Annotated in this window: 16 protein-coding genes and 1 pseudogene; 7 read left to right on the top strand and 10 right to left on the bottom strand. The window is 72.6% G+C overall.

Annotation, left to right across the window (positions count from 1 at the left end):
- Nucleotides 1–12 precede the first annotated feature (12 nt).
- Nucleotides 13–972, bottom strand: a complete 960-nt coding sequence (locus ACWC94_RS38100) for a helix-turn-helix transcriptional regulator (protein WP_450801873.1) — start codon at nt 970–972, stop codon at nt 13–15.
- Between the two features lie 133 nt (nt 973–1105).
- Here ACWC94_RS38100 and ACWC94_RS38095 point away from each other — a divergent pair, with 133 nt between their 5' ends.
- The 3 genes from ACWC94_RS38095 to ACWC94_RS38085 all read left to right on the top strand — a co-directional run bounded on the left by ACWC94_RS38095 (nt 1106) and on the right by ACWC94_RS38085 (nt 5719).
- Nucleotides 1106–1465, top strand: coding sequence for an ANTAR domain-containing protein (locus tag ACWC94_RS38095; protein WP_450801872.1), 360 nt, complete (start codon nt 1106–1108; stop codon nt 1463–1465).
- Nucleotides 1466–1568: 103 nt separating this feature from the next.
- On the top strand, nt 1569–3032 hold the full coding sequence (locus ACWC94_RS38090; RefSeq protein WP_450801871.1) for an aminotransferase class I/II-fold pyridoxal phosphate-dependent enzyme: 1464 nt from the start codon (nt 1569–1571) through the stop codon (nt 3030–3032).
- Nucleotides 3033–3439: 407 nt separating this feature from the next.
- Nucleotides 3440–5719, top strand: a complete 2280-nt coding sequence (locus ACWC94_RS38085) for a catalase (protein WP_450801870.1) — start codon at nt 3440–3442, stop codon at nt 5717–5719.
- Nucleotides 5720–5785: 66 nt separating this feature from the next.
- Here ACWC94_RS38085 and ACWC94_RS38080 read toward each other — a convergent pair whose 3' ends face one another.
- The 8 genes and pseudogenes from ACWC94_RS38080 to ACWC94_RS38045 all read right to left on the bottom strand — a co-directional run bounded on the left by ACWC94_RS38080 (nt 5786) and on the right by ACWC94_RS38045 (nt 13677).
- Entirely contained in the window at nt 5786–7462 is a 1677-nt protein-coding gene (locus tag ACWC94_RS38080; RefSeq protein ID WP_450801869.1) for a PP2C family protein-serine/threonine phosphatase, read from the bottom strand.
- Nucleotides 7446–8522: a SpoIIE family protein phosphatase gene (locus tag ACWC94_RS38075; protein ID WP_450801868.1), complete on the bottom strand. Its 1077-nt coding sequence runs from the start codon at nt 8520–8522 to the stop codon at nt 7446–7448. The genes ACWC94_RS38080 and ACWC94_RS38075 overlap by 17 nt, the downstream gene beginning before the upstream one ends.
- On the bottom strand, nt 8519–8965 hold the full coding sequence (locus ACWC94_RS38070; protein ID WP_450801907.1) for an ATP-binding protein: 447 nt from the start codon (nt 8963–8965) through the stop codon (nt 8519–8521). The genes ACWC94_RS38075 and ACWC94_RS38070 overlap by 4 nt, the downstream gene beginning before the upstream one ends.
- Nucleotides 8965–9345, bottom strand: a complete 381-nt coding sequence (locus ACWC94_RS38065; RefSeq protein ID WP_450801867.1) for an STAS domain-containing protein — start codon at nt 9343–9345, stop codon at nt 8965–8967. The genes ACWC94_RS38070 and ACWC94_RS38065 overlap by 1 nt, the downstream gene beginning before the upstream one ends.
- On the bottom strand, nt 9342–10235 hold the full coding sequence (locus ACWC94_RS38060) for an STAS domain-containing protein (RefSeq protein ID WP_450801866.1): 894 nt from the start codon (nt 10233–10235) through the stop codon (nt 9342–9344). Before ACWC94_RS38060 ends, ACWC94_RS38065 begins: the two co-directional genes overlap by 4 nt.
- A gap of 730 nt (nt 10236–10965) precedes the next feature.
- On the bottom strand, nt 10966–12144 hold the full coding sequence (locus ACWC94_RS38055; protein WP_450801865.1) for an acyltransferase family protein: 1179 nt from the start codon (nt 12142–12144) through the stop codon (nt 10966–10968).
- Nucleotides 12145–12597: 453 nt separating this feature from the next.
- Nucleotides 12598–12759, bottom strand: a pseudogene (locus ACWC94_RS38050) (2-keto-myo-inositol dehydratase); the annotation flags it as partial.
- Nucleotides 12760–12831: 72 nt separating this feature from the next.
- Complete coding sequence (locus ACWC94_RS38045) at nt 12832–13677, bottom strand: SDR family oxidoreductase (RefSeq protein WP_450801906.1); 846 nt, start codon at nt 13675–13677, stop codon at nt 12832–12834.
- Nucleotides 13678–13758: 81 nt separating this feature from the next.
- Here ACWC94_RS38045 and ACWC94_RS38040 point away from each other — a divergent pair, with 81 nt between their 5' ends.
- On the top strand, nt 13759–14361 hold the full coding sequence (locus ACWC94_RS38040) for a TetR/AcrR family transcriptional regulator (protein ID WP_450801864.1): 603 nt from the start codon (nt 13759–13761) through the stop codon (nt 14359–14361).
- Between the two features lie 112 nt (nt 14362–14473).
- On the opposite strand, the gene ACWC94_RS38035 is transcribed toward ACWC94_RS38040, so the two are convergent.
- A complete protein-coding gene (locus ACWC94_RS38035; protein WP_450801863.1) occupies nt 14474–15445 on the bottom strand; it encodes a hypothetical protein in 972 nt (323 codons plus the stop codon).
- 240 nt (nt 15446–15685) lie between these two features.
- Here ACWC94_RS38035 and ACWC94_RS38030 point away from each other — a divergent pair, with 240 nt between their 5' ends.
- The 3 genes from ACWC94_RS38030 to katG all read left to right on the top strand — a co-directional run bounded on the left by ACWC94_RS38030 (nt 15686) and on the right by katG (nt 20196).
- Nucleotides 15686–16840 (top strand): abortive phage infection protein, encoded by a 1155-nt coding sequence (locus ACWC94_RS38030; protein WP_450801862.1) that lies wholly within the window; start codon nt 15686–15688, stop codon nt 16838–16840.
- Between the two features lie 659 nt (nt 16841–17499).
- Nucleotides 17500–17937, top strand: a complete 438-nt coding sequence (locus tag ACWC94_RS38025; protein WP_450801861.1) for a Fur family transcriptional regulator — start codon at nt 17500–17502, stop codon at nt 17935–17937.
- Nucleotides 17938–17970: 33 nt separating this feature from the next.
- Nucleotides 17971–20196, top strand: a complete 2226-nt coding sequence (gene katG, locus ACWC94_RS38020; protein WP_450801860.1) for a catalase/peroxidase HPI — start codon at nt 17971–17973, stop codon at nt 20194–20196.
- The last annotated feature ends 133 nt before the right edge of the window (nt 20197–20329 follow it).

Genomic DNA, 20329 nt, shown 5'->3' with positions numbered 1-20329 from the left:
GCGTCTCCGGCTTCACCCCCGGCCGGACAGGGTCGCGTGCGGAGTGCGCTGGTAGGTGCTGCGGTACAGGGCGGCGAAGCGGCCGGGGTGGTGGAAGCCCCAGCGGGCGGCGGTCGCCGTGACGGTCTCCCCGCTGTCGGGTCCGGCGGTCACCAGGTCGTGATGGGCGTGCGCGAGCCGTACCCGGCGCAGGTGCGCCAGCGGGGTGGTGTCCAGGTGCTGCCGGAAGGCGTACTGCAGGGCCCGTACCGTCACATGGGCCGCCGTGGCGATGTCGGCGACCGTGACCGGCTGATCGGCGTGGTCGTCGATGTAGGCGAGGGCGCGGCGCAGCGTCTCCGGACGCGCGTCCCTGCGGTCGGCCGGCGTGGGCTCGGTCAGGGCGGTGTTCGGGAACGCGTTCAGGACGCTCGCCGCCAGGTACTGTCCGGCCGTCGCGGCGATCAGCGGCTGGTCGGCGGTGCCGGGGTCGGACAGCACATGATCGCGCAGATGGCCGATCGCCTGGCTCAGCTGGCGGGCCGCCGCCGCCGAGCGCGGCCGGTGGCCGGTCAGCCGTACCGGCCGTGAGCCGTCCGGACCGGCGGCCACCTGGGCGAGCAGCTCCGGGTCCAGCATCGTGATGTTGTAGCGGGCGTTGCAGATCCGCCCCGTGTACGGCAGGTCGGGCGGCGCGAACAGCACCACGTCACCCGGCCCGAAGCGGTCGTCCTCGACGCCCGCGAAGCCGTGGTCCCGCACCGTTCCCTCGTGGACCACGCACAGACAGATCCGGCCCAGCGGCGTCACCGAGTAGTTCATCTCGAAGTCGAGCGTGAGTTCGTCCACGCTCACCGGGGCGATGGCGCTGCGCCGGATCCGGGCCCGGCCCGCCCCGGGGGTGCTGCTGCCGATGCGCATCCGGGCGTAGGCGCGGCTGAGGAAGTCTTCCGTCACGGCCAGATCCGCGCTGTCGAACGTGAACGTGTCCATGGCTGCCGCATGCCCCGGAATCATCCGGCTATGTGCTCCGTGACCAGGGGGCTTTCGTTTTCTGTACGGCCTGCTGCGATGGTCTTCGCCTGGCGGCTGGTGTCGGCCGGGCGGGTTGCGCAGGGTGAGCGGCATGATCGGACGCGACGAGCAGGCGGACCAGCTGGCGGCACTCCACGAGGAGGTGGCCCAGTTGCGCCGGGCCGTGGCCTCGCACGCCCTGGTGGACCAGGCGATCGGTGTGGTCATCGTCGTCGGCGGACTGCGCCCGGAGCAGGGCTGGGAGGTGCTCAGGCAGGTCTCGCAGCACACGAACGTCAAACTCCGGGAGGTCGCCCGCTGTGTGGTGCAGTGGCCCTCCAGTGGCCGGCTGCCCGACGGGATCCGCCGGGTGCTGTCCGAGGCGGTGGCCCGCGCACGGGACGCCGAGCACGGCACCGCGTTCGCGGAGGGGGGCGACGGACGGGCCGTGAGCTGCGGCCCGCCCCGCTGACGCGGAGGTCCGGGGTTTCGAGTGGGCGGCGAGTGCAACACGGAGGGCGCGGCCCCGTTCGCGGGCCGCACCCTGCGTACGCCGGCAGAGGAAGAGGACACTCATGGACCACTCGCGCGCCCCCGTACTCGAGGCCCTGCAGGAGTTCCGGCGTCGCGGCGACGTGGTGTTCGGGCCGCCGGGACACAAACAGGGCCGCGGCACCGACCCCCGGGTCGCCGACGTCCTCGGCATCGACGTCTTCCGCTCGGACGTACTGACCCTCAACGGTCTGGACGACCGCCGGCAGTCCCAGGGCGTGCTGGAACAGGCGCAGGAGCTGATGGCCGACGCGGTCGGCGCCGAGCGCGCCTTCTTCTCGACCTGCGGCAGCTCCCTGTCCGTGAAGACCGCGATGTGCTCGGTCGCGGGCCCGGGGGAGAAGCTGCTGCTGTCCCGCAACGCGCACAAGTCGGTCATCGCGGCGGTGATCATCAACGGCGTGGAGCCGATCTGGGTCCATCCGAAGTTCGACGCCGAGCGCCACATGGCCCATCCGCCGGAGCCCGACGACGTCCGCGACCGGCTGCGCGAGCACCCCGACGCCAAGGGCATGCTGCTGATCACACCCACCGACTGGGGCACGTGCGCCGACATCCGGGGCGTCGCCGACGCCTGCCACGCCTACGACGTACCGCTCATCGTGGACGAGGCCTGGGGTGCCCATCTGCCCTTCCACCCGGCCCTCCCGGCCTGGGGCATGGACGCCGACGCCGACCTGGTCGTCACCAGCGTCCACAAGATGGGCGGTGCCATCGAACAGAGCTCGGTGTTCCACCTCCAGCACGACCGGGTGGCACCCGAGGTCCTCAAGCAGCGCGAGGACCTGCTCGGCACCACCAGCGCCTCCTGCCTGGTGTACGGCGCCCTGGACGGCTGGCGGCGGCAGATGGCCGAGCAGGGCCACGAACTGCTGGAACGGGCCGTCCACCGGGCCGAGCGGATCCGGGCGGCACTGCGCGAACTGCCGGGGCTGCGGGTGATGGGCGGCGAGGTCGTCGAGGAGGGGCTCGCGGCCGAGTTCGACCCGATGAAGATCGTCATCGATGTCCGGGACCTCGGGATCAGCGGTATGCAGGCGGCCGAATGGCTGCGGGCCGACCGGCATGTCGACGTGGGCGGCTCGGACACCTGCCGGATCAGTGCCTCCATCACCCACGCCGACGACGACGAGACCGAGAAGATCCTGCTGGACTCCCTGCGCTCCCTGGTGGAGCACGCCGGTGCGTTGGAGCGACGGCCCGCGGTCCGGCTGCCCGAGCCGCGCGCGCTCGAACTGGAAGAGGCGGTCCTGCCGCGCGAGGCGTTCTTCGGGCCCGCCGAACAGGTGCCCGCCGAACGCGCCGTGGGACGGATCGCCGCCGAGATGATCAGCCCCTATCCGCCCGGCGTTCCCGTTGTGGCGCCCGGCGAGGTGATCACGAAGGAGGTGGTGGAGTACCTGCTCAGCGGAGTGGAGCACGGCTTCCTCATCGCTGATGCGGCGGACCCGTCACTGAAGACCATCCGGGTCACGACCCACCCGTGACCGGGCCTCCCGAACTGCGGGGGCCGGGGGCAGCGCCTAAGGTGGCGGTGCGGGCGGCCGGGTGCTTGCCTGCTCGGGTCAAGAAGCCGGCCCTCCTGGCGAAGACACCCTCGGCAGGGGGCACTTGGCCCTGCTCGACGGTCCCCGGGCCGGACGGACGCGTCCGGCGGGCCAGCCGTCCCGGCTACTCGATGGGAGACGGCCCGACTTCACCCCGACCGGAAATCCTCCGCGATTGCCGGTTTCGGACGCACCGGCCCGGGGACCTCGGTACGAGGCCGCGTCGACCCCCTTTCCCCTGATGTGTTCGTGTTGCCGGCCGTATGCCCGGGTGTGGCCACCGCGTGTCGGACACCCCGCCTCGCCGGTGCCGGGCCCGCCCCGTGACCAGCGAAGGAATGGTGGAGATGAGCGAGACGAACCCCCTGAAGCGAGCGGTGGACAAGGTGGCGGACGCCCTTCAGGGTGACGGCGCGGGCCCGGAGGAGGGGATCCCCGGCAAGCCCGGCCCCCGGACGCCGCCGGTCGCCGAGCCGACCGAACCCCATGACCCGTTCCCGCCCAAGCCCGACCAGACCGGCCCCGACACCGTCTCACCCACCGGCCAGCCCACCGGCGCCGACCCGGCCCGGATGGCGCAGAGCGGCAGCTACCTGACCAACGCCCAGGGCACCCGGCTGTCCGACACGGACCACTCGCTCAAGGCGGGACCCCGTGGCCCGGTTCTCCTGCAGGACCACCACCTGCGGGAAAAGGTCATGCACTTCGACCACGAACGCATCCCCGAGCGTGTGGTCCACGCCCGCGGCGCCGGAGCGCACGGCGTCTTCCGCAGTTACGGCACGGCGGCGAACGTGACGAAGGCGGCCTTCCTCGCCGAGGACGTCGAGACCCCGGTGTTCGTCCGCTTCTCCACCGTGCTCGGCTCCCGGGGCTCCGCCGACACCGTCCGGGACACCCGCGGATTCGCGACGAAGTTCTACACCAGCGAGGGCGTCTTCGACCTGGTCGGCAACAACATCCCGGTCTTCTTCATCCAGGACGCGATCAAGTTCCCGGACGTCATCCACGCCGGCAAACCGCACCCCGACCGCGAGATCCCGCAGGCGCAGAGCGCCCACGACACCTTCTGGGACTTCGTCACCCTGCACACCGAGGCCACCCACCACACGCTCTGGAACATGTCCGACCGGGGCATCCCGCGCTCCTTCCGCACCATGGAGGGCTTCGGCGTCCACACCTTCCGCCTGGTCGACGAGGCCGGCGGGACGACGCTGGTGAAGTTCCACTGGAAGCCGAAGCTGGGCGTGCACTCGCTGGTGTGGGAGGAGGCGCAGATCATCAACGGCGTCGACCCGGACTTCCACCGCCGGGACCTCGCCGACGCCATCGAGGCGGGCGCCCACCCCCAGTGGGAGTTCGGCATCCAGACCTTCCCCGACACCCCCGACCAGACCTTCGAGGGCATCGACCTGCTGGACCCCACCAACATCGTCCCCGAGGAACTCGCCCCCGTGCAGCCCATCGGACTGCTCACCCTCGACCGCAACCCCTCCAACTTCTTCGCCGAGACCGAGCAGGTCGCCTTCCACGTCGGCCACCTCGTCCCCGGCATCGACATCACCGACGACCCGCTGCTGGCCGGCCGGCTCTTCTCCTACCTGGACACCCAGATCACCCGTCTGGGCGGCCCCAACTTCCCGCAGCTCCCGGTCAACCGGCCGCACGCACCCGTCAACGACATGCTCCGCGACGGCATGCACCAGACCGCGGTGCACCGAGGCGCCGCCCCCTACCGTCCCAACTCCCTGGACGGCGGCTGCCCGTTCACCGCCGGCGCCGACACGGCGGCGTACGTCGAGGTTCCCGTACGCCTCCCGGAGGCGGCGAAGGTACGGGAGGCACCCGAGTCCTTCGACGACCACTTCAGCCAGCCGCGCCGGTTCTGGCTCAGCATGAGCCCGGTGGAGCGCGAGCACATCATCGGCGCCTACACCTTCGAACTCGGCAAGTGCTACGAAACGGCCATCAGGGAGCGGGCGTTGCAGGTGCTGGCGAACATCGACCCGGAGCTGTGCGCGGGCGTCGCCACCGGTCTCGGCCTGCCCGCCCCGCAGCCCACCGTGCCCCTGGCCGACGTCGCGCCCAGCCCCGCCCTGTCCCAGGTCGGGCACACCTGGCCCACCGACGGCCGGATCATCGGCATCGTCACCGGGCCCGACGGCGACCTCGACGGGGTACGGGCCGTACGCCAGGAGGTGCTGGACGGCGGCATGGTCCCACTGGTCGTCGCGCCGACGGGCGGCACCCTCGGGTCCGGCGCGGACGCCCTCGGCGTCCAGCGGACCTATGCCACGGCCCGGTCGGTGGAGTTCGACGCCCTGCTGGTGGCCGGCACCCCGGGCGTCGGCGCCGACGCCTACGGCGCCCGCGACGCCAAGGCGGGCCTGCCCACCGCCCGGAACGGCACTCCCGACCCGCGCGTGGGGCTGCTGCTGGCGGAGGCGTACCGGCACGGCAAGGCCATCGGTGCCGCCAAGGGCGCACAGAGCGTGTTGGAGGCGGCCGGCATCCCCCTCGACGCCCCCGGGGTGATCGCCGGCGACGGCGCCACGACGGTCCTGCAGCAGCTCACCCGACTGCTCGGCTCGCACCGGGTCTGGGACCGCTTCCCGTCCACCGCCTGACGCCCGCGTCGACCGGTGGCACCGGGCGGTGCCGGCTCCCGCACGCGGGGGCCGGCACCCGGCTGTTCACTTCCGGGCGGTGCGGCAGAGCAACAGGCAGATGTCGTCGTCGTGTTCGGAGTCGTACAGCATCGACTTCAGCAGCGAGTCGGCCCCGGTCTCCAGGTCCTCCAGTTCCGCCGCGCCGAGCGCGCCCATGGCCGACGCCAGCCGCTCGATGCCCGCGTCGATCCCCGCCGACCGCCGCTCCACCAGCCCGTCCGTGTACAGCGCGAGCGTCGAGCCCGGGGCCAGCTCGACGGTGTGCTCCTCGTACTCGAAGGGCACCGGGACGCCGAGCATGATCCCCTGCCGGGCCTCCAGCACCCGCACCTCGCCGCCGGGGCCGCGCACGACGGCCGGCGGATGCCCGGCGGCCGCGCACACCACGCGGGGGTCCCCGGGCGTGAACCGGGCGATGGCACAGGTCGCGTACAGCTCCGGCTGCTGGTGACGGAGCATCCGGTGCAGCAGCGTGAGGATACGGGCGGGCCCGTTGCCCTCGACGGCGTACGCGCGCAGGGCGGTGCGCAGCTGGCCCATGATGACCGCCGCCCGCAGTCCGTGCCCCGTGACATCCCCTATCACCGCCAGCACACTGCCGTCGGGGTGCGGGAAGGCGTCGTACCAGTCCCCGCCGATGTTCATCCCGTGCGTGGCCGGCAGATAGCGCGCGGCGAGCGCGAGGCCCGGCGTGGCGGGCAGGTCGGTGAGCTGGGCGCGCTGCAGTTCCTCGGCGACGTTGCGGTGCTGCTGGTACTGGCGGGCGTTGTCCAGCGCGATGCCCGCCCGCCGGGCCAGCTCGACCAGCATCACCGTGGTGTCCGGATCGAAACGGTCGCCGTGCGCGGCCAGGGTCAGCACACCTTGGACCGCGCGCACGCCTAGCGGCAGACACAGCAGCGGACGGTCCGGGGACAGCGCAGAGGCCGGCAGGTCGTCCACGCCCGGCAGGCCACCCGGCCGGGGGCCCGCGTGCTGGGGCCGACCGGTGCGGGCCGCCGTCACCGAGGCCGCCGCGCGCTCGGCCGGGGGCGTCCGCTCGTCGTCCACGAGCCAGACGTCGACGTGCCGGGCGTACTCCGGGACGAGCAGCTCCGACAGCCGGCACAGGATGTCCTCGTGGTCCAGCGAGGCGTTCAGCGCGGCGCTGGCATCGGCGAGGAAGGTCAGCTGCCGACGGGCGTTCTCCGCCTCCGCGCGGGCGGCCCGCTCGGCGTCCAGCAGCTCCCGCTGGGCCAGCGCGGCGGCCTCCAGTTCGGCGTGCAGGGCGAGCACACCCTGGTTGGTCTGGTGCAGCTCCTCCCGATGGAAACGGATCAGCTCCTCCGTCTCCGCCAGCCGCACGAGAACGGCGGACGTGTCCCCGTCGGCGTCCAGGAGTGCCTCGGCGAGCCGTGCGTCGTCGAGGTCGGCGGGTCTGGGCAGCGGCCCGGTGACCGGGGCGGGGCAGGCGAGGGTGCCCTGCCACGGATCGGGCCCGCTCAGCAGCACGCGCAGGGTGCCGTCGGCGTGGGCGGCGACGGTCAGCTCCACACGAGCCCCCTCGCGGCAGGGCCGCAGCCGGGCGCCGAGCGCGGCCAGGAAACGGGTGCGCTCCAGCGCGGGCACCGCGGCGTCCGCGGTGAGCCGCGCCAGCAGCGCACGGGCGCGGGCCGCGTCGGCGGCACAGACAAGGGTCCAGGTGTCACAGACGGCTGTCATGGGGGCTGGTCCGGCGGTCGGGGGCCAGTACGGCCACGCTGGTGTCGTCGCGTACGGGGCGGGCGGGGCTGCTCGCGTCGCGCAGGACGGTCGCGGCCAGCACCGCCGGATCCTGGGCGAGCAGCCGGGGGTCTTCCGGCGGGGTCCAGCGGCTGGGCAGCCCGTCACTGTGCACCAGGAGGAGACCGTCCGGCCGCCACGGCGTCCTGCGCACGGGGATGTGCGCCGGGAAGTACGCCCCGACGATCCCCGGATGGGAGACGAGGGACGCCCAGCCCTCCCCGGTACGCAGCCGGGCGCCGGCGTTGCCGACCCCGGCGAAGCAGAGTTCCGCGCGCTCGGTGTCCAACTGGGCCACGGCGACCGCCGCGCCGCGGGTGGGCCGCAGCGCCGTGTGCAGCCGGCGCAGGATCTCGACGGGCGGCAGGTGTGCGGCCCGGTGCAGCTCCGCCACCGCGGTGGCGGACGCGTGCGCGGCCTTGGGGCCGTGCCCGAGACCGTCCGCGAGGAGCAGGGTCAGCAGGGCGCCGGAGCGTGCCCAGCTCCAGGCGTCACCGCACTGCTCGGCCCCGGCCAGCGAGACGCAGATCCCGCCCGCCGGCGCCTGCCCCGCCTGCGCCCGCACCGCGGTTGTCCCGGGCCCGGCGTGCTCCGGGTCGATCCTCGCCGTCGCCACCGTCCCGCGGCCCGGCACGCTGTACAGATGGAAGGCGTCGGCGCTGCGCAGACAGCTGCCCAGACCGGCGCCGAGGGAGACCCCGGCGGTGGTGTAGCCGTCCCGCAGCGCCGCGGGGACATCGGCGATGCCCGGCCCGTGGTCGAGTGAGAAGAGCTGCACCGACCCACCCGGGCCGCCGTCCGGCGGCCCGACGAGATTGACCACCATCCGGCCGCCGCCCGCGTGCCTGAGCAGATTGGTCGCCAGCTCGGTGGCGACGAGTTCGGCGGCCGGGGTCCGCCGCGGGCCGAGGCCCGCGTGCACGCATGCCTCCCGGGCGGCCGTCCGGGCATCGCGTACCCGCGTGGAGTCGCCCACCGGTACCTCCCACACCCGGCTCATCCCGCCCCCTGACGCGACGAGGGAACCTGCGTCACCCAGGCGACGGCCGTGACGGTCGTGCCCCGGCCGGGCTCGGTGTCCACGGCGAACTCGTGCACCAGCCGCTTGGCGCCGCTCAGGCCGAGGCCGAGACCGCCTCCGGTGGTGTAGCCGTCGGTCATGGCCAGCTCCAGATCGCGGATGCCCGGGCCGCTGTCGGTGAAGCACATCCTCAGGCCCCGGGCGCGGCCGTTGTCCAGCGGAGTGATCTCCGCCCGGCCGCCGCCGCCGTGCACCAGCGTGTTGCGGGCCAGCTCGCTCGCCGCCGTGACCAGCTTGGTCTGCTGGACGAGCCCGAAGCCGAGCTGGGCCGCGCACCGCCGCACCTGCTGCCGCACCCAGGCCAGATCCGCGTCCGAGCCGATGGGCAGGCTGGTCGCGGACGCCTGGCCGGACGCCTGCATCACGTCCCCCTCCGGGCCAGCAGCTCCAGTGCGCGGTCGACGTCGAGGGCGGTGACCAGACCGGGCAGGTCGAGCCCCAGCTCCACGAGCGTGATCGCCACGGCGGGCCGCATCCCGGCGAGAACGGTACGGGCCGCCAGCAGCCGGGCCGTGGAGGCGATCTCGGCGAGCACCCGGCCGAGGAACGAGTCGACGACGTCCACCCCGGAGATGTCGAGCACCACGCCGGTCACCCGGGTGGTGGCGATGCGGCTGGTGATGTCCTGCTGCAGCTGTTCGGCCATGCCGTCGTGCAGCTCGCCCTGCAGCGAGACGAGCAGGACGTCGCCCAGGGTGAGTACCGGGACCTGGGCCGGCTGACCGGGAGTGGGCCGGTTCACCGCGCGCTCGCACCCGCGTCCGCACGGGAGACCTCGATGCCCTGCCGGCCCAGTGCGTAGGCGAGGGCGTCGGCCAGGGAGGCACGGGTGAGCACCGAGCCCAGGTCGATGCCCAGCTGCACGATGGTCTGCGCGATGGCCGGACGGATGCCGGAGACGATGCACTCGGCGCCCATCAGCCGTGCGGCGGCCACCGTCTTCATCAGATGCTGCGCGACGAGCGAGTCGACCGTGGGGACACCGGTGATGTCCAGGATGGCGAACCGGGCACGCTGCTCGACGATGGCCTCCAGCAGCGACTCCATGACGACCTGGCTGCGGGCGCTGTCCAGCGTCCCGATCAGCGGGACGGCGACCGTGCCCTCCCACAGCTTGATGACCGGGGTGGCGACTTCGAGCAGCTGCTGCCGCTGCCGCTCGATCAGCTCCGCGTTCGCGTCCAGCGCCGTCTCCATCACCACCAGGCGCAGCGTGCCCAGCAGCAGGGTCAGCGCCAGCACGCTCTCCTGGGCCTGCGGGGCGGCGGCGTCGGGGAACTCCTCGCGCAGCAACTGGACGGCAGGCACCCGCAGTGCGGCCACCTCGTCGGCGATCTGGGAGGGGGAGGAGCCGGCGAGGGCCCTGGTCTGTGTCATGCGTCCCAACTGGTCGCGCACCGGCTGGAATCCGGTGGCCGTGATGTCCTCCAGACGTCCGCTCACCGCCACGTCGGACAGGGAGTCCACGACCGCCTTGCACGCCTCCACCGCCTCGTCGCGGGAGACGGTGAAGACCGAGCGGAACAAGGGGGCGTCGGCCCAGCGCTGGGCGATCTGCTCCCGGCGTCGCTCCAGGAAGGAACCCACCACCTGCGGCGCCGATGCGGCCGCGTCCTGCTCGGGCACTCTCATTCTCTCCTACTCCCTTGACACGAAAATTACTCGGCGCGCGGACCGCTCAAGGGGGTCCGGGCCGGTGGGCCGACTACCCCGAATCTCGCCGGATTCTCCTGGCTGTTGCTGACGTCACCCGTGCGTGGGATACCGCTGGGAACCCCTTGAAGGGCGCGGGGCCGGCTGACCGGGACGACGGAAGAGGGACGCCCGGAGGCACTCCTTGCCGAGCGGCGCGGAGTCCGCCGGTCGCCGCGGCGTGGCGCGTGGTGGAAGGCGGTGTCGGGGAGTTGGGGTCCCGGCGGTGCGGTGGCCGATGCAGGAAGCCGCCGGAGCCGTGGGCCAGGGCGTACGGCCCACGCGGCGCGGCCGTGACCTCCGTGGCCAGGACGAAGGCGTCACCACAGGGAGACCGCACGCCACCCCCGGTCCGGACGTCGCCGTCCGCGGTGCCGGTGCCCGCTCCCGACGGGGCGGCAGCCCGGGTCGCCGGCGCGCCTCGGTACGAGCAGGCCGCCGTCCAGGGAGGACACCGGGTCCGAGGAGGACGCATCAGCAGGTCGCGGGGTTCGGCCCGAGGGCACCGCCGGTCGCGTGGGAGCGCGGCGGAGGGAGGCCGGGGCCGTTCCCCGGGAGGTCGGCAGGACTCGGGATCTCAGGGCGCGGTGTCGAGCCGCCTTCCGCAGCCGAGCCGACGCCCCCTTCTCACTGAGCCCTCCGGATGTCCCCGACAGCCCGCGGACCCTGCTCAGTCCCGTGCCGCGGCCGGTGCCTCGCCATGTGCGTCCACCGGCTCCGGCGGGGGCGTGGGGCGGCGTCGGCGCAGCAGCACACGTCTCGCCGGGCACTCCACCGCCTCGTACAGGACCCAGGACAGTCCGAGCGACACGGAGAACGCGACCGTGGTGACGGCCAGTCCCGCGAGCAGCCCGAAGTGCGGCTTCGTCCCGAGCAGCTGGGTGCCGGCGCGCAGCACCAGCAGATGGATCATGTAGAAGGCGAACGACAGTTCACCGAGCCGTACCAGCCGCCGGCGCCGCCACAGCGAGGGCAGCCCCTGGACATCCGCGACCGCCGCGGCCGGGATGAGCAGCGTGAACCCGACGATGGTGCACATGGTGGCGGAGTAGCCGGGCGTGACCTGCGGGACGAGGAAGTAGCCGATGATCGCGAGGGCGAGCGACGCCTCGAGACCGGGCCCGCGCCACCGGCCGAGCAGCACCAGCCGCGCGGTCACCGCGCCGAGGACGAACTCCGGCAGCCGGGCCGCGGGGAACGAGTACAGCGCGTACGTCCACCAGTGGTGGGCGTCCGCCCAGGCCAGCACGACGACCGCCACCACCGACAGTGCGCCCAGCGCGGCCGAACCGCGCGCACCGAGCCGGCGCAGCAGCAGGAACAACAGGGGGAAGGAGGCGTAGAAGAAGGCCTCGCAGGCAAGGGACCAGCTGACCGGGTTCAGCGTCTGCCACCAGGGGCGCCACCAGGAGTGGAGCAGCAACACGTTGGACAGGGCCTGCTTCGGCGTCGGCCTCGGCTGGTGCGCCAGCGAGTACGCCATGACGAAGGCGACGGCCAGGGTGACCAGGTGCACCGGGTAGATGCGGGCGATGCGCCGCCGCCAGAACGCGAGTGTGCGATCGCGGGGCCGCGCCGACCAGGTCAGTACGAAACCGGACAGTACGAAGAAGAAGGACACTCCTGTGGCACCGGCACCGAATCCCCAGGTCACCAGGCGGCCACTGGTGCCTCCGAAGTAGCCGAAGTTGTTCACGTGCAGTCCGAACACCAGGAGCGCCGCCATCCACCGCAATCCCGTCAGCGACGGCAGTGAGGGCATGGCGGTGGCCGGGGAATCCCTGGCGGTCGTCTCGCCGGTACGGGTGGGCGGCGTCGTCCGGAGCGCCCGGGTCGTCGCCGTGGTCATCGAATCACCTGCCGCAGAGGGTTGGCGTGGGGCATGAAGGGGTACCTTGCCCGTTCGCCCCTGGTCCATCACGTCACATGGCAAACATCACACTCGCTGCCGAACGACGGACCCCTCCCGGATGCCACGGACGGCCGGACCGGGTGCACCCGTACGAGTGAGCCCTGCACACCGCCTTGATCGGCCCCTCGCCCAACGGGCGAACCAGGACCGTATCCCCCAAGGCCACCGGATGGGCACACATCGGCAGTGACCTCCGTTCACCAACTCCGCGCAGCCTACCGTGCCTTGCGACGGGCAGCGCAGGGCGGCGGTTGTCGTGGCACAGGCGGTCGGCCGGACCGGGACCACCCCGGCCGGCACCCGACGGACCGGCGTCGCCGGCGGCGCGCTGGCCAAGCCCCCGCCCGGCACCCTCGCGACCTCACCGGGGACCCGCGAGGCCCGTCGCCTTACGGGGAGTGGCACGTCGGGAGCGCACGGGTACAGATCCTGTTCGACGATCACGGGCAACTCCGCGTCGGGCCAGGTGCGTTGGCCACCCAGGCCGGCCGGATCCGGCACGCCCGCGTCCATCTGCCTGATGTGGACGTATCCGACCCCCTCGCCGGCACGGGCGGCGGCTTCCGAACACGGAGTGGGTCGAACGGAGCTGTTGCTTTTGGCGGCCGTCGTCCGCGGGGCGCCCTACTGGAAGGCCGGCAGGCTGCGCGCCACCCACTCGCCGAAGGCCCTGGCCGGACGGCGGAGGACGTTCTCCACATCGGGGCTGATCGCCTGCTCGGCCGGCAGCGGGATGCCCAGGACGTCCAGGGTGCCGTCGACAACCTCCTCGGGCATGAACTGCGCCAGGTGGGCGTGGGCCTGTTCGCGGGTCAGTTCCACGAAGGCGACTTCCTCGCCCAGGGCCCGGGAGATCACCGCGGCCTGCCGGCGCGGGCTGATGATCTCGGGCCCGGTGAGTTCGTACGTACGACCCGAGTGCCCCTCCTCGCGCAGTGCCACCGCGGCGACCGCGGCGATGTCGGCCGGGTCGATGACGGGCAGGGCCACATCGCCGAACGGAGCGAAGATCGTGCGCTTGGTGCGGACCGACTCGGCCCACGCGAGGGCGTTGGAGGCGAATCCGCCCGGACGCAGGATCGTGAAGTCCGCTCCGGACGTGCGCACGGCGGCCTCGAAGTCGCGCAGGCGGGTGTGCGAGAGAGCCTCGGGGCGGGTGGAGTTGATCTGGGAGGAGAGCAGGACGATCCGCTTGACCCCTGCGTCCAGGGCCGCGTCGATCAGGGCGTTCGGGCTTTCGCCGTGGCCGTTGAGCTCGCCGCCCAGCAGGATGAAGAAGGCGCCGGCGCCGTCGAGGACCGGCCGCATGCTCGTGCTGTTCCCGGCGTCGGCCTGAGCGTGCCGGACCCCGGCGGGGAGCCGTGCGGACTGAGGCCGTCGCGAGACGGCCACGACGTCCTCGCCCGCCCCGGCCAGCAGGGGCACCAAGGTCCGTCCGATGTTGCCGGTTGCGCCCGTCACCACGATCATTGCCATCCCCTGAATTAGTTAGTTGGCTGACTTACTTGGACCGTAGCACGAGCCCATCGGGGGTTGTCTATAGTGAGTTGGGTGACCAACTCAGCGAAGTCCCGGGCGCGCGCGGCCGACAAGCGTCGACGGCTGACGACCGAGGCGGCCCGGGTCCTGCACCAACAGGGTGTCGAGCGCACCACCCTCGCCGACATCGCGCGCGCCGCCGACGTTCCGGTCGGGAACGTCTACTACTACTTCAAGACCAAGGACGAGCTGGTCCTGGCCGCACTCTCCGAGCACAGCTCGCACCTGGCCGAACTCACCAGCCGCCTGGATCAGTTGCCCGACCCGCGCGACCGCCTCAAGGCCCTGGTCGAGGCCTGGGTCGACCAGCGCGAGACGGCCGCCCGCTACGGCTGCCCCACCGGCACCCTGGCTGTCGAACTCGACAAACGCGCCGACGGAACCCTAGACGCGGAGGCCGGCGCGGTGATCCGGCGCCTGCTGGAATGGACCCGACACCAGTTCCACGCCATGGGTATGCCGGACCCGGACGACCTCGCCGTAGCCCTCGTCTCCGCATACCAAGGCATGTCGCTCCTGGCCAACGCTCTGCGCGACCCGGACATCATGGTCCGCCAGGGAGCCCGTCTCCTCCGCTGGCTCGACTCCCTTGAGGCCCCGGACCGCACCGCCTGACCCCCAGGCGATCACCAGCGGACGCGCCCGCCCGTAACTCCCTGGTCGACGTGAGGTCCAGGTGGCTGCCGTGCCGAGGTCCAGCTGAGGTGCTGGTCGCAGGCGCACACCGTTAGCTGGAGACCAGCCGGTTCCCGCGGCCCGGGGACGCGCGGTCCGCCCGCACGCCGGCCAGCCGTTCCGCCCGTGCCGCGGTCGTCTCGGCGTGCCGCCGGGCCTGCCGTACGGCGCGGTCGGCCTGGCGGGCCCGGTCGCGCGCCTCCCGCTCGTCCGTACGCGCCTGCCGCTGCTCCTCCTCCGCGTCGCGCAGCGCCGCGCGCACCTCACGCACCCGCTGCTCCGCCCAGGCCACCCGGTCGCCGGCCTCGTCCGCCTCCCGTTCGGTGGTCCGGGCCTCCGCCTCGCGGGCCCGCAGGTCCCGCTCGGCGTCGCGTGCGGTCTCGCGGGCCTCGCCGAGACGGCGCCGGTGTGCCAACTCGTCCTCACGCCCCTCCGCCCTGCCGCGCTTCCTGGCCGCCACCCCGCGTCCGCCGGTCCCCTCCTTCTCGGTGCGCTTCGCTCTGGCCGCCGACGGGGCGGCGGGTCGGCGTTCGAGGACCCCCTCGTCGGTGTCCGGAAAGCCGAACGTGGAGCTGAGGGGCTTCACCAGCCGGCCCGCCGCCCACTCCCGCGCGGCCTCCGGATCGGCGAGCACGGCGTGCAGGGTCTCCTCGACCTCACGCTGGACGCCCTCGCCCACCGGCCGCCCGGCCTGCGCCGCCAGCCGCCGGGCCCGCCGCCCGAGCGCGCCGATCACCTCCGTCTGCCGGCGGGCGAGCTTGCGCAGCTGCGGACCGTCCAGTTCACGATGGGCCCGGCGCAGCTCCTCGCCGAGGGCCAGCAGGGGTTCGACCTCCTCCCGCTGCCGGCGTACGAGCAGATTGCTGACCCAGGCCCCCAGGCTCGGCCGGCGCAACGCGCCGATGTCCTTGGCGAGGGCCTGGTCACCGGCCTTGCGTGCGTCCAGGACGCGACGATCGCGGGCGGCGACGAAGTCCTCCGGCCGCAGCCCGTACAACTCGTCGGCGACGTCGTCCAGGTCCACCAGCGTCCCTCTCGACGGTCCCTTCGGATGGAAGTCCGAGTTTCACACCTCGGATGGCTTTACGCGGTATATGCGCCGATTGTCCGTATGGGGTCGAGCGGGCCGAGGTGGGGAGATGACGAGGGGCGCGACTTTTGATGCCGACCCCCACCCTTCGGCGTCAATCGGTCACCCTTCGGCCCCTCGTCGTAGACCGTCGGCGGACGGCGCCGGGGTGGCCGGGCCCGGCAGGGTGACCGTATGCAGAGGAGCAAGAGGATCAAGCGTGCACAGTTCCTGGCCGGCATGGCGTCCGCCGGCCTGGCCGCGACCGTGCTGCCGTCGGAACGGGCGGACGCCGCCGAGGGCGGACCGCGCCAGGCGCCGCGCCACGGACTGCGCCACCACGGGGTGGTGTACACCGTGGGTGCGGGGGAGACGCCGGGTACGGCCTTCAGCGCGGCCCGCATGCGGGAGGACATCCGGGTCATCCGCGACGAGTTGCACGCCGACACCGTCGATGTGACGGGTGACGGGGTGGAACGGCTCACGGCCACCGCCGCGGAGGCGGCCGAACGGGGGCTGCGTGTCTGGCTCCAGCCGACCCTCGGGGACGTCCCGGAGCGGGACATCCTGGAACACCTCGCCGAGACCGGCCGGTTCGCGGAGCGGCTGCGGCGGCACGGTGCGGCCGTGGACCTCAGTGTGGGCTGCGAGTTCTGGCTGTTCGTGCCCGGGATCGTTCCCGGTGACACCGTCTTCGAACGCATCCGTAACCTGCGCGACGGCACGGTGGACCCCGTCGCGATGCAGCGCCGTCTGGACCGGTTCACGGCGAAGGCGGCCGCGGTCGGACGGTCCGTCTTCCGCGGCCGGCTGAGTTACGCCGCCGCGCAGGACGACCAGGTCGACTGGCGCCTCTTCGACATCGTGGGGATCGACTACTACTCGTACTTCCCCCACCAGGCCGACTACGCAAGGGAGTTGAGCCGCTATCTGCGCTGGGGCAAACCGCTGGCCATCACCGAGTTCGGCACCTGCGCCTATGTCGGGGCGCCCCGGACCGGCGGCATGGCCTGGGACGTCGTCGACTACGCCAAGAAGCCCCCGGAGATCAAGGGCGACCTCGTCCGCAGCGAGCGGACCCAGGCGACCTATCTGATGCACCTGCTCGACGCCTTCTCCTCGATGGGCCTGTACGCGGCGATGGCCTTCGAGTTCGTGACCCCTGACGCCCCGCACCGGCCGGGCGACCCGCGCCACGACCTCGACCTGGTGAGCTACGCCCTCACCAAGACCCTCAAGGACGACCCGGACGACCCGGCCTCGGGCTGGCACTGGGAACCGAAGGAGGCCTTCCACGCCCTGGCCCGCCGGTACCGGTACGCCCGTACCGCCGGCCGGCACACCGGCTGACCCGGCGCCGGCCCGAGCGCCGTCGGGTCGGCCGGCCGTGTCCGGTACCGGGTCGGGGAGACGGGCGACCGGGTTGATCTCCCGGCTCGCCGACGTCACCGGGCCGCGCCGCCCGTCGTCGTAGCGGTCCTCGGAACCGGACCCGGGTCCCGACCGGGGGAACGCGTCGAGGCCGGGAACATCCGGGAACGCAGGCCGGGGTGTCGGAGTGCCTCGCATACCTCGCGCGCCCCGTGTGCGCCTCGCTCACCCGTTGGGAGGACCGTCCGGCTTGCCGCGCCACCGGCGTCGGTCCGGGGCCACATGATGCGGGCATGCCCCCGACCCATCCGGCGCCCCATTCCCCGACCCATCCCTCGGCCTGTCCTTCGGCCCGTCCCCGGAGTCATTCCCCGGCCCGTCACCGGGCCCGCCCCCTGACCCGCCCCTCGACCGTGCACCGGAGCGCTCGCGCCGGCCACGCCGGACACAGCCGCCCGACGACGGACCCCCCTCCCCACCGGGCTATGCGAAGGCAAACGTCGGAGCAAATCTTCCGGCCGGCGCGGGAGCGGGTGCCGAGGTGAACGCGGGGATGACCGGCAGGCGACGGGACGCGACCAAAATTGCATCGTTCGTTTTCTTGAACCCCTCGTGTTTATGAGGGTAGGTTCGCCCCCATGACCGCCTCCCCGACCCCGACCACCGCCGAGGAGCTCCGCGGTGCCGGCCTGCGCGTGACGGCAGCCCGCGTCGCGCTGCTGGAGACCGTCCGGGCGGGCGACCACCTCGGCGTCGAGGCGATCGCCTCCGGGGTGCGCCACCGCGTGGGCCACATCTCCCTGCAAGCCGTCTACGAGGCCCTTCACGCGCTCACCGCGGCGGGTCTGGTCCGCCGTATCGAGCCGGCCGGTCACCCGGCCCGGTACGAGGGACGCGTGGGGGACAACCACCACCACATCGTGTGCCGGTCCTGCGGTGCCGTCGCCGACGTCGACTGCGCGGTCGGCGACGCGCCCTGCCTGACCGCCTCCGACCCCCGCGGTTTCGCCATCGACGAGGCCGAGGTCGTCTACTGGGGCACCTGCCCCGACTGTTCCACCGGCCGCAGTTCCTGAGCACCGAGTTCCGCACAGTTCGGAAGGATTGCCATGACTGAGAACCACGACGCGATCGTCACAGACGCGAAGGCGGAGGGGGCGAGCGGCGGCTGCCCCGTCGCCCATGACCGGGCCCTGCACCCGACCCAGGGCGGTGGCAACCGCCAGTGGTGGCCGGAGCGGCTCAACCTGAAGATCCTTGCCAAGAACCCGCCCGTGACGAACCCGCTCGGCGAGGAGTTCGACTACGCCGAGGCGTTCCAGAGCGTCGACCTTCCGGCCCTGAAGCGGGACATCGCCGAGGTGCTCACCACCTCGCAGGACTGGTGGCCGGCCGACTTCGGTCACTACGGCCCGCTGATCATCCGTATGGCCTGGCACAGCGCGGGCACCTACCGCATCAGCGACGGCCGCGGCGGCGCCGGCGCCGGCCAGCAGCGCTTCGCCCCGCTGAACAGCTGGCCGGACAACGCCAACCTGGACAAGGCCCGCCGCCTGCTGTGGCCGGTGAAGAAGAAGTACGGCCAGAAGATCTCCTGGGCCGACCTCATGATCCTCGCCGGCAACGTGGCGCTGGAGACCATGGGCTTCGAGACCTTCGGCTTCGGCGGTGGCCGCGCTGACGTCTGGGAGCCGGAGGAGGACGTCTACTGGGGTCCCGAGACCACCTGGCTGGACGACAAGCGCTACACCGGCGACCGCGAGCTGGAGAACCCGCTCGGCGCCGTCCAGATGGGCCTCATCTACGTCAACCCCGAGGGCCCGAACGGCAACCCGGACCCGCTGGCCGCGGCCCGCGACATCCGTGAGACGTTCCGCCGCATGGCGATGAACGACGAGGAGACCGTCGCCCTCATCGCCGGTGGCCACACCTTCGGCAAGACCCACGGCGCCGGACCCGCCGACGCGGTCGGCGCCGACCCCGAGGCCGCCGGCTTCGAGGAGCAGGGCCTCGGCTGGAAGAGCACCTACGGCACCGGCAAGGGCGCGGACGCCATCACCTCCGGTCTGGAGGTGACCTGGACCGCCACGCCGACCCAGTGGGACAACGGCTTCTTCGACATCCTCTTCGGCTACGAGTGGGAGCTGACCGAGTCCCCGGCCGGCGCCAAGCAGTGGGTGGCCAAGGACGCCGAGGCGATCGTCCCCGACCCGCAGGACCCGTCGAAGAAGCGCAAGCCGACGATGCTCACGACCGACCTGTCGCTGCGCTTCGACCCGATCTACGAGCCGATCTCCCGCCGCTTCCACGAGAACCCGCAGGAGTTCGCCGACGCCTTCGCCCGCGCCTGGTACAAGCTCACCCACCGTGACATGGGCCCGAAGTCGCTGTACCTCGGCCCGGAGGTCCCGGAGGAGACCCTGATCTGGCAGGACCCGCTGCCGGAGCGCGAGGGCGAGCTGATCGACGACGCCGACATCGCGGCCCTGAAGACCAAGCTGCTCGAATCCGGGCTGTCGGTGTCCCAGCTGGTCACCACCGCCTGGGCGTCCGCGTCCACCTTCCGGGGCAGCGACAAGCGCGGCGGTGCCAACGGCGCCCGTATCCGCCTGGCCCCGCAGCGCGGCTGGGAGGTCAACGAGCCCGACGAGCTGGCCCAGGTGCTGCGCGTCCTCGAGGGCATCCAGCAGGACTTCAACGCCTCCTCCGGCGCCAAGAAGGTGTCCCTGGCCGACCTGATCGTCCTCGGTGGTGTCGCCGCGGTCGAGAAGGCCGCCAAGGAGGGCGGCTTCGAGGTCCGGGTGCCCTTCACGGCGGGCCGGGTGGACGCGACCGAGGAGCACACCGACGCGGAGTCCTTCGAGGCGCTGGAGCCGACCGCGGACGGCTTCCGCAACTACCTCGGCAAGGGCAACCGCCTGCCGGCCGAGTACCTGCTGGTCGACAAGGCGAACCTGCTGAACCTGAGCGCCCCCGAGCTGACGGTGCTCGTCGGTGGTCTGCGCGTGCTCGGCGCCAACCACCAGCAGTCCCAGCTCGGCGTCCTCACCAAGACGCCCGGCGTCCTGACCAACGACTTCTTCGTCAACCTGCTCGACATGGGCACGACCTGGAAGTCGACCTCCGAGGACCAGACCACGTTCGAGGGCCGCGACGCCGTCACGGGCGAGCTGAAGTGGGCCGGCAGCCGTGCCGACCTGGTCTTCGGCTCCAACTCCGAGCTGCGCGCGCTCGCCGAGGTCTACGCGTCCGACGACGCGAAGGAGAAGTTCGTCAAGGACTTCGTCGCCGCGTGGGACAAGGTCATGAACCTGGACCGGTTCGACCTGGTCTGAGCATCGCTTCGAGGGCGTCCGGCCCCGCCTGCGCAGGCCGGGGCGGGGGCCCGTGGGGGGTTGCGGGGGCGGGTCTTCCCCCCCCCCCCCGGCCCGTACTGTCTCAGAAGTTGAACAACCGTGACAGCCGCTC

It is taken from the genome of Streptomyces sp. NPDC001135 (assembly GCF_053598395.1).
Note: the sequence above shows the minus strand (reverse complement) of the source record. Positions and strands in the feature narration are given on the sequence as shown.

Excerpts from the sequence above, each read along its gene's own strand:
- ACWC94_RS38100 (WP_450801873.1), bottom strand. The coding sequence starts at position 972 with ATGGACACGTTCACGTTCGACAGCGCGGATCTGGCCGTGACGGAAGAC.
- ACWC94_RS38095 (WP_450801872.1), top strand. The coding sequence starts at position 1,106 with ATGATCGGACGCGACGAGCAGGCGGACCAGCTGGCGGCACTCCACGAG.
- ACWC94_RS38090 (WP_450801871.1), top strand. The coding sequence starts at position 1,569 with ATGGACCACTCGCGCGCCCCCGTACTCGAGGCCCTGCAGGAGTTCCGG.
- ACWC94_RS38085 (WP_450801870.1), top strand. The coding sequence starts at position 3,440 with ATGAGCGAGACGAACCCCCTGAAGCGAGCGGTGGACAAGGTGGCGGAC.
- ACWC94_RS38080 (WP_450801869.1), bottom strand. The coding sequence starts at position 7,462 with ATGACAGCCGTCTGTGACACCTGGACCCTTGTCTGTGCCGCCGACGCG.
- ACWC94_RS38075 (WP_450801868.1), bottom strand. The coding sequence starts at position 8,522 with ATGAGCCGGGTGTGGGAGGTACCGGTGGGCGACTCCACGCGGGTACGC.
- ACWC94_RS38070 (WP_450801907.1), bottom strand. The coding sequence starts at position 8,965 with ATGCAGGCGTCCGGCCAGGCGTCCGCGACCAGCCTGCCCATCGGCTCG.
- ACWC94_RS38060 (WP_450801866.1), bottom strand. The coding sequence starts at position 10,235 with ATGAGAGTGCCCGAGCAGGACGCGGCCGCATCGGCGCCGCAGGTGGTG.
- ACWC94_RS38055 (WP_450801865.1), bottom strand. The coding sequence starts at position 12,144 with ATGACCACGGCGACGACCCGGGCGCTCCGGACGACGCCGCCCACCCGT.
- ACWC94_RS38045 (WP_450801906.1), bottom strand. The coding sequence starts at position 13,677 with ATGATCGTGGTGACGGGCGCAACCGGCAACATCGGACGGACCTTGGTG.
- ACWC94_RS38030 (WP_450801862.1), top strand. The coding sequence starts at position 15,686 with ATGCAGAGGAGCAAGAGGATCAAGCGTGCACAGTTCCTGGCCGGCATG.
- ACWC94_RS38025 (WP_450801861.1), top strand. The coding sequence starts at position 17,500 with ATGACCGCCTCCCCGACCCCGACCACCGCCGAGGAGCTCCGCGGTGCC.
- katG (WP_450801860.1), top strand. The coding sequence starts at position 17,971 with ATGACTGAGAACCACGACGCGATCGTCACAGACGCGAAGGCGGAGGGG.